The organism is Haloferax sp. s1 (assembly GCF_058382125.1).
The window spans coordinates 1-8,855 of record NZ_JBZRPK010000594.1 but is presented as its reverse complement, the minus strand read 5'-3'; the positions used below and the strand labels follow the sequence as shown (position 1 = coordinate 8,855).

Here is an 8,855-nt window from a genome sequence, read left to right as displayed (position 1 = left end):
AAGTAAACATCCGTACCAAAATACCCCGATTGGCCTTGACGGCTCTGTTTAAATACTCATTCGCTGATATTTTGTTGAGTTCATGCTGAATAGAGTGCAAGTCGGTCAGCAACTGACGTGAGTGCGGCAGGATAGATGCAGGAAATGTGGTCGCTAACAGTTTATTGCGGCTGGGAATCATAAAGTTGACAGATGAACAATATATATCTCGGAATCCTTGCTTGTGGTAATCTTCTGATAGCCCTGAATACGTCCGTTTCAGGCACAATAGTCAATCGGTGGTGTTCTGTCCCCTGTCGGTGGATTCCTCCTCCTTGGAGAATTATTCGAGTCACAGAGTGCTGCCAGTTGAATCACTCTTCAATAAGCGTGTGCTGAACACACCCCTATATGTGTCACACGGCTGCTGTCAGGTTCTAAGGATTTCAACAGAGCCGCCTTGACCGAACGCGCCGCCCATCCGATCGTCCGGGTACCTGTCGTGTTCGTCGCCACACAGAGGTCACTCCAACGGGGGTGCGGACCACTCGATTGCTTCTTTGCGGATGAATGGTTCCCTGATACGCGTCGCACGAGTCACACACGTTGCTCCAGACCTTCCTCCCGAGCGATTTGCTGAACGCCCGCTGGACGTTGTAGTCCGGATGGTCGGATAGCTGTTCTCCAAGTTCGGAGTCGAGCGAGCCGTCGTGTGGCCACACGACCCGCGTGTCTTCACCGTATTTCCAGCAGTCCGTCTTCCATCGGTGTACGTCGGTTTTACCCATGAGTAGTACTGGTGGGCACGTTCCCGCGCGGCTTCGACCACTTCGTCGATGGGGTCGATTGTTAAGCCTCGGCGAGTGCGTACACCGTTCCCTCGGCGTCTCCGACATACACCGTCCCGTTAACCGGAACTGGGGAGCCCCAGATTGCCGGTGAACCAGTATCGTACTGCCAGCGAATTGACCCATCCTCTACGTTCAGTGCGTAAACAACACCATCGAATGCACCGACATAGACCGTGTCGCGGACGACCGCAGGGTCAGCTCTAGCGAGCGGTCGCTCAGTCTCAACCGACCACTGCTGGCTTCCGTCTTCTGTGGCGAACGCTCGTACTGTACCCTCATAATCGAGAACGAACGCGCTCCCATCTGCGACAGCTACACTCGAACGTGTCTGCTGAGGAACATCAACCATCCACGAGCGGTCACCAGTGTCTCGACTAATCGCGTGCAGCTTCCCATCGGTACTCGCTACGTAGACCGAGGCTTCATCTACGGCGGGTGCAGCGTCGAAACTCGCTCGTTCGACCGATGTGAACTGCCATCGTTGTTTCCCGGTATTTGTATTTAGCGCGCGGAGTGGAGATCCGACTCCACCGACGAACACAGTTTCCTCGGTTACTGCCGGTGCAGCCATCGTCCCACCTTCAAGCGATTCCTGCCACTGGACCGAACCATCGTCTGAGTCTATCGCATAGAGGGCTGCATCCTCTCCAATACTCCCTGCGTAGAGACGGTTTTCGGTGGCAGTTATCCCCCCCACGAAGCGTTGCGATGGAACTGCGGTCCACTTGTGCTCCCCTCCTTGCGTGGAGTACGCACGTACTCCACCATCTTGTGAACCTGCACAGACGAGGTCACCGACGACGGCTGGTGAAGAACGGACCTCAGTTCGCTGGCTCGATAGCGCAGTAGACCACTTCGCGTCGCCGTCCTTTTCGTCCAACGCCCTGATTTTCCCATCGTAACTCGCGACGAACACCGTTTCTCCCGCAACAGCAGGACTCGTTGCAGCTCGCTGTCTCGTGTCGACAGACCACACCTTCTCAACTTCAGCTCTCGGCGCACTCCCCCCTGGCCGATAGGCGAGGTTTGCCGAACCACCACCGAGCTGGTGCCAGTTCCGCTGTCCAATAGCGCGTGGGATACTCTCTTGAGAGTCTGTCGCGGAACCTATGGAAGATCCATTAATCGAATTACAACCGGCGAGGCAGCCGAGAGCACCAGTCGCTGTACTTAAAAGAAAATTCCGCCTCGTTCGTTGGTCGACGCTGGTTTCGCTACTCATTGATTTAATCCTAGATATCAAACACCATAATAACCATGAACTTCCCAGTTGAAGTCCGAATCCGGAAGTTCTGTGTCGAAACCGAGTTTTCTGTCACCACGGATTGCAATAGCAGCGTTCAGGCTCGTCGCCTTTTGCGCTCCGTCGTAGGGGCTGCCTTTAAACTTCGTCTTTACGTGACCTGCGTCGTCGACGTCAGCATCAACTGTCGTGACGTACCCCTCATACACGTCTGACGAACCACTAATTCCGACAGTCGGGGTTGCATCGCTACCAGTACCGACCGTAATACCGAATGAGACGTTTTTCCCGTGTTTTTTCTCCCTAACTGCAGGATCGAATTTCAGTACGTCGAACTGGCTGAGTACGTCGATCTTATTCGTCATCCAATCAATCCCACCAGGAGAGTACGGCTTATCGAGGGGCGTTCCGCCGGACCAGAGCCACACCGCGTACGTCCAACGACCGTTAGGTTCAGGCTCGTACGCTCGGTACAGCATGACCAAGTTGTCTACCTTCGCGTACTTAACATTGCTGACGTCGTCGGTAATGTAGTACGAGTTGTTCCATCCACCGATTTCGTCGCAACCGCTTAGATCAGGATTCTGATTCATCGTGCCGAACCCACCGTCGTCAGTACCTGGCACGATACTGGAGGCGTCAGTATTATGTTTGTCTGCTGTATTCTTTGCGATCTCTCGCATCTCCTCGGGACGTTTCATCTCCGACCCCGAGAGATCCATAGTGAACCCTCCTGTACCTTCTCGCGCAGCAACATCATTGTCTGCAGAAGCCGTCCCCATGATCGAGAGACCGACGCCCGCCGTTGCAATGTTCTTCAACATTTGCCTTCGTCGTTGATTAGGCATTAAATTCCTTGTTAATAATATTAGAACAAAATACTTTCTATTTCATTAATTGGTTGGCATCTCTTCGACTGATGTTCTTCAGTCGAGCGATTGATGTGGTCGTTGGAAGTTACAGGGCTGCGCGACCTATATGGGCCACCCGGACACTCATGTGGTTCCGTACCTACGAATTATGGGTGCGGTCAACTCGTATTCTGAGCGTATGGAACCACCTTCCGATGTGATTCCGTTTCACGTAGTTGAGCTGACTGCCAGATTCTAATCAAGAGAGGACTGACTGATAGCCCAACCGTCAACAAGAAACACAGTTGGCCTGCTTCATGCCACCCAAATGATTCGGCATCAGGAGTCAACTTTGTCTCGATGCTTATTCAGTGAACAACAAGGCTACCCATCATTTGTCGTGGCCGTAGTTTCATCAATCGAAATTTTAGCTGTGTGACCGCAGTCAGCGACCCGACGTACCATTGCCAAACAGCTTGGTGGGACAGTTCAACACCAAGGGACACTCGTTGGGCAGCTCTGCGAACAATCTATCAACATAACTCAACGACCTTCTTGCATTCGATCTCCCGCTCTATATATCTCACATGTGAGAAATGTCATCCCGAGGATACTAATTGGGGGATCAAGAGGATTAACCCAAGGATCAGACACCAACGCAGGATCTGGTTGATACGAAATTCAAGCTCCTCAATTGTGTTTCTCGTGGATATATATCTAATAGACAGTAATATTGGATTTCTAAATTGCTGTCGAGACTATTCAAAATAATGTTCTATACTTGTAGCACTATTTCACATCGTGAATATCTCAATCGGTTTACCTCTGGACACCACCCATCTCTTGGATTCCAACTGGAAGGCCAACTCACCGCACTCATGAGTCTATTTTTTGACAGTGTTCTCCCTAGATCCCTCATAATTGTATCAGCCGTCGCAGTTGGGATTCTGTTTACCCACGCCATCTTAGGCTATGTGCTCGACGCGATTGACTGGGTATTGAGAACGATTCGGTCACCGAACTAACCGAGTGGATGTCGGTCTGCCCGTGACGGGTAGGTGAAGGTCGCCCAGTTGAGTGCGAGGATAACGAGAAGACCGAGTTCGTGGATGGCAAACCCCGATAGCGCTGAGACCGACGGAACGCCGAAGAGGGCAATAAGGCCGAGCAGGAGACCGAGTCCTACGAGTGTGGGCGCGAGTGAGACGAGATAGACGGCCCACAGTGGCGTCCCTTCGGGAAGTGTCACATCAACCTGTGCGTCATCGCGGAGGAGACTCGCGTCGATGTTTGAAGCCCACGGGAGCGCTGCGAGTGCGTGAGTGAGTTCGTGGAGGGGAACAGACGGCGTCAGCAGGTGCCAAAGGAGGCTCATCGGTCAAGGACCTCCGCGACGAGGGGGAGCGCGACTGTCGTCGTTACCATTCCGATGGCGAGGTAGGTTGCGACCTCGCTGACCACGAGTGGCAGAGAGACGTGTTTCGAGGTCGGTGCGACCATGACGGCGACGAGCAACCAGTCGATGAATACGAGGTCGAGGAGCGCACGCTCGCGACCATCGAGCGAGTCCTCGGCCTGGACGAGTCTCGCCCAGGTGGTCGAGACTCTACGTATCATTCGATCACCATCCGGAAGAGGAGGATGAACAGCGAGCCAGCGACTGAGATAAACAGGACAGTCCACGCGATGCTCGCGATGGTTCCGGGTAGTAGCGGAAGAGCCATCCCGGAGATGAGAGCGAGCAGCACCGCTGGGAGTACGAAGTCCCCGGTCTTATTGTAGATCGGGATGACGACAATGGCGACGATAAAAATCGCGAGTGTCGACTCGCCGATAGCACCGGACCAACCTGGCTCACCAAAGATGCACGTGTGAGCGTCGGATTGGAACCAACAGTCGATACTCATGAGACTCTCATCCCCCGGATTATCTGCCAGATGCCGACGTAGTTGATGAATTGGATCGGCCAGCCAAGTGGGATGACGAACCAGCCGGGGAACCCGATGTTTTGGAGCGCCAGCGGAAGCATGAGGCTCCACTTGAGGATTCCGACGAAGGCACGTGTTGAGTCAGCGGTGAGGCCGAGATAGGACCCGCTACCACCACCGGCCCGTTCGGCGCGGAACTCTGAGGCGTTGTTTCCGAGTTGTGCAGCGTCGTCTTGCAGCCCCGTCGCTTTCCCGATACCGACGGCCGTATTGAATCCGGAACCTTCCATGATGGCTCCGGCGACCGCACACGAGATGACGATGAGCATTGGAACTGTGACTCTCATCTGTTAGTACCTGCTGTTGAACTCGGCAACGACGCCGAGAAGTGCGATTGCACCACCGAGACCGATGACCTCGATAGGAATCGGGACGAGTCCGAGCCACGAGAGCCCAGTAGCGACGGCAACGACGGTGACCGCTCCGGCCCGAGCCATCGTCGAGGGGAAGAGGGCACCAATCCCGATGACGAGAAGGTATCCGCCGAGGGTTGCCCATCGTTGGTCGACTGGGATGTTGACTCCAGACACTCCCGAGATTGGTTCTTGAACGGTTCGAACTGAGCCGTTTCGTGTGGCGGTGAAGTTGACGATCCACTGAGTCTGACTCTCTGCCGTAGAAAGTGGTTCACTCCGTTGGAACGACGAGATAGAACCTGTTTGGTTAGTCTGCAAGAGGACGTTACTCTCGTTCCCACGCTCGAAGACAGTCACATTGAGCGCAGTTGTCTGGTCTTCTGGGTCTGAGTAAACGAATTTGAAAACGTGAGGGTCGTCCTCTTTGTCGATGTACGCGTCCCACTGGTAGGTGTCTCCGCTGGGACTCTTCCAGACGATTTCGCCGACAGTGAGCGTCGCAGAGGTGTTCGCGGCTGCGATGTAACTCCCGAGTTCACGCCGGTCACCGTCGTTGTTTTCGATGGTCAACTGGTAGCGCTGGTCCTTTTCGAGTGTCGTTTTGAATACCCCGTCACTACCGAAGTAGTCGCCCGTGACTGTCCGCCACTCAAGTGTACCGTTCTTGTCGATGGGTCGCTCGACGTAGAGGACCGTCTCGCTGGTATCGAACTCGTTGGTGTTGTCGGCGAGGTGGAACTCGTTGTAGACGGTCGATTCGTTCTCTGGGAGGAGATACGCAGTCTGTTGTTCATAGATCGAGCGGACTGCGATGGTCCGGAGGACATAGTCGTCGACGCGAAGCTGGAGGATGTAGCCCTGCCCGGGGGAAACACCAGTCAGATCTATTGTACCGTTGGTGGCGTTCTTAGAGAAGATCTCTTCACCTGAGAAGAGGCGTGCCTCGACAGATGCAGTCTCGGTGATGAGGCTACCAGAGGAGACGTTTCGGATGTAGACGGTCGAAGGAGAGGCGACTGATTGGGTTGCCGATACCGTGTCGACACCAGTTCCGTACTGGTCGCTGACCTGGACGTTCCAGTCGAACGACCCAGACCCAGCGTCGTACGTGTAGGTTGCAGTCCCATTGCTGGAGAGGGTGTCTGTGCCGACGACACTCCCGTCAACGACGAACTCAACAGTGAGGGAATCCCCATCAAATTGGAAGTCGCTGTCAGTGACTTCTGCTGAGAGATTGACCGTTTGTGACGTCAGTTGGGACCCGTCTTCGGGGGTAAGCGACGAGTTGTTGACGACCGGTTCGAAGTGGTCAACCTCGAAGGTTCTCGTCGAACTCGAAGAGGTTTCACTGTAACTGTCCTCAACCTCGACGTGCCACGAGTGGTCACCCTCTGCGAGGCCCGTCGTAGCCACCGACACCGTACCGTTCGAGGTGAGTGTGTCGGATCCGACACTCGTACCGTCGACAAAGAACTCGGCAGTAACTGAGTCACCCTGTGTTGTCGCGAAGTCGGCGTCGGTGACGTCGATTGAAAGGGTAGTGTTGCTGAAACGGATCGTTGAGTCATCTGCAGGTATCGCGGTCCCGCCTACGGTGGCTGGCGTCGAGGCATTGAACAAGACCCCTTCCTCGTAGATGGTTGCTGATGCGTCGCTTCCCGTATCAGTTGCGTCGACGCGAACGCGGTACTGCGAGTACGAGGTCGTTGAGAGGTCGGTTGTCTCGTTGGCTGACGCCGAGACAGTTGTCGATGTGATATTTGACCACGTCGACCCGTCGTCCGACCCTTGCCACGTGATAGTTGCCGAGGCATTGGTGAGGTCCAGATCGACGAACCCGGTCTCGATGTCCGAGGCCTTGTGGGAACTTCCCACGTAGGTCGCGTCAATGGTTGACGACCCACCGACTTTTGCGTCTGAACGGTCGAAGAGAACATCCGAAGAACCGACTCCCGTCGAGTGATAGCCCTCACCACCCGAACTATACGTTGTGTCCACGCCGGTGACGGTCGCGAACTTCGTGCCGGTCGAATCATAGATGTCGGCAGTTATCGTCCCGTCTGTCTGCCACGAGATGACTGCGGTGAGTTTCTCGTCAGTGTAGCCTGAGAGTTCGAGATTCGCCTCGTCAAGCACTTCACCATTAGTCCACGGCGAAGTGTCGCCGTCTGTCCGAATTAACTGGATTTTGTCATCGGGCCATCGAACCGAGAGGGCGTAGCCAGTCGGGCTGGCATCTTCCTGAGATGTGGCCCATAAGAATGACCCACGGTTCCCGGAGCCGACAGCGTAGTACCCGACACGCCATGTTGTACCGCGAACGGGTGCACTTCCCGTGTCGGTTGAGGAGATGGTTTGATGGGGCCCATCCGACTCCATATTGAGCACCTTCGACCCATCGAAGGTGCTATTCGAGATGACGGACGCGTAGCTCGTTGAACCGCCGTATTCGGCGATATCCCCGTCCTCAAACGAGTCTGGGACAGATGTACTGATCCCTGAAGCTGCGACGAGTTCTCCGTCCCCAGATGATTTGACTTCAAACCCTTCGAGGGTCGTTGCGTCGTTGAAGTCCGAGGAGGTCGTGTTTCGTGACGCAAGCTCGAGACCCGCGTCGGCCGCACTAACTGGTGTCGCAGAGACCGCGAGGACCGACGCGAACAGAGCGAACAGAATGATACTGGAGCGCCGCATCAGTAGCCACCCCGATAGAGTCGCTCCTGCTGTTTCTCCTCCTGGTGTCCTGAGTAGATCGCGTAGAGGATGATGTTGAGGAGGAAGATGGGAACCACGAGCAGGTACGCAGCGCTCTTAATGCGCTGGAGGGGTGTCGCTACCCACGTCTCAGTAACGTAGGGAAGCGACTCGGCGAGTAAAATAAGCTCCGCGACGCCGGTATTGAGAAACACGACGAACGCAGCGACCTGCCCAAGGCCGAATGCGACGAAGACGAGCGTGCGGACTCTCACGCGCGGACACCTCCAAGAATCACACCGCGAGAGACAGCGGTGACGAACATGCCGACGAGGACGAACCCGAGGAACCACGTCATCGCCTGTTGCATGTAGAGGCAGTTCCGTGCGCCCTCGACGACAACTGGTGTGTCAGCGGAACACCCAATGTCGAGGAACGGACCGACGATGGCATCGAGGACATCCTTGACAGGAATGGAGACGATGAACGTGACGGCGAGTTGGAGATACGTCGAGAGCGTAGGCATCACCAACCACCTCCAAGATCACGGAGGAGATCGTCAGCATCGGCGATAGATGACCGCCAAATATCCTCGTCGACACCGAACCCGCCCGTATCTTCATCGAAGACGTTGTCTGTCGGGTCCTTTGGCCAACGCTCACGTTCACGCTCGTATTCGGACTCGAACTCGAATTCGATTTCAAGTTCGCGCTCAAGCTCACGCTCCACCTCGTAGACGGACTCGGTCTCGAACTCAACGCCCGTTCGCTCAGTCTCGCTTTCAAGCTCCCGCTCAAGTTCCGTGGTCCGTTCGAGTTCGAACGTCGTCTCACGGTCGAGTTCGCGCTCGAGGTCGCTCGTCAGTTCAGACTCAAACGGGCGTGGCTCAGCGG

General features: G+C 55.2%; 9 protein-coding genes and 1 pseudogene. All 10 read right to left on the bottom strand.

The window, feature by feature from the left end:
* Window positions 1–828: 828 nt before the first annotated feature.
* A complete protein-coding gene (locus QT222_RS11840) occupies window positions 829–1,806 on the bottom strand; it encodes an outer membrane protein assembly factor BamB family protein (protein WP_491477288.1) in 978 nt (325 codons plus the stop codon).
* Between the two features lie 263 nt (window positions 1,807–2,069).
* Entirely contained in the window at window positions 2,070–2,897 is an 828-nt protein-coding gene (locus QT222_RS11835) for a polysaccharide deacetylase family protein (protein WP_004057219.1), read from the bottom strand.
* Window positions 2,898–3,945: 1,048 nt separating this feature from the next.
* Window positions 3,946–4,299: a hypothetical protein gene (locus QT222_RS11830; RefSeq protein ID WP_491477287.1), complete on the bottom strand. Its 354-nt coding sequence runs from the start codon at window positions 4,297–4,299 to the stop codon at window positions 3,946–3,948.
* Entirely contained in the window at window positions 4,296–4,541 is a 246-nt protein-coding gene (locus QT222_RS11825; RefSeq protein WP_491477286.1) for a hypothetical protein, read from the bottom strand. The genes QT222_RS11830 and QT222_RS11825 overlap by 4 nt, the downstream gene beginning before the upstream one ends.
* On the bottom strand, window positions 4,538–4,831 hold the full coding sequence (locus QT222_RS11820) for a hypothetical protein (RefSeq protein ID WP_004057222.1): 294 nt from the start codon (window positions 4,829–4,831) through the stop codon (window positions 4,538–4,540). Before QT222_RS11820 ends, QT222_RS11825 begins: the two co-directional genes overlap by 4 nt.
* The gene (locus tag QT222_RS11815; protein ID WP_231512901.1) at window positions 4,828–5,199 is read right to left on the bottom strand and encodes a hypothetical protein; all 372 of its coding nucleotides are present in this window, start codon (window positions 5,197–5,199) and stop codon (window positions 4,828–4,830) included. The genes QT222_RS11820 and QT222_RS11815 overlap by 4 nt, the downstream gene beginning before the upstream one ends.
* A 3-nt stretch (window positions 5,200–5,202) precedes the next feature.
* Window positions 5,203–7,962, bottom strand: a complete 2,760-nt coding sequence (locus tag QT222_RS11810; RefSeq protein WP_491477285.1) for an autotransporter outer membrane beta-barrel domain-containing protein — start codon at window positions 7,960–7,962, stop codon at window positions 5,203–5,205.
* On the bottom strand, window positions 7,962–8,237 hold the full coding sequence (locus QT222_RS11805; RefSeq protein WP_004057226.1) for a hypothetical protein: 276 nt from the start codon (window positions 8,235–8,237) through the stop codon (window positions 7,962–7,964). Before QT222_RS11805 ends, QT222_RS11810 begins: the two co-directional genes overlap by 1 nt.
* The gene (locus QT222_RS11800; protein ID WP_004057227.1) at window positions 8,234–8,488 is read right to left on the bottom strand and encodes a hypothetical protein; all 255 of its coding nucleotides are present in this window, start codon (window positions 8,486–8,488) and stop codon (window positions 8,234–8,236) included. Before QT222_RS11800 ends, QT222_RS11805 begins: the two co-directional genes overlap by 4 nt.
* Window positions 8,488–8,855, bottom strand: a pseudogene (locus tag QT222_RS11795) (hypothetical protein); the annotation flags it as partial. The pseudogene QT222_RS11795 and the gene QT222_RS11800, both read right to left, overlap by 1 nt.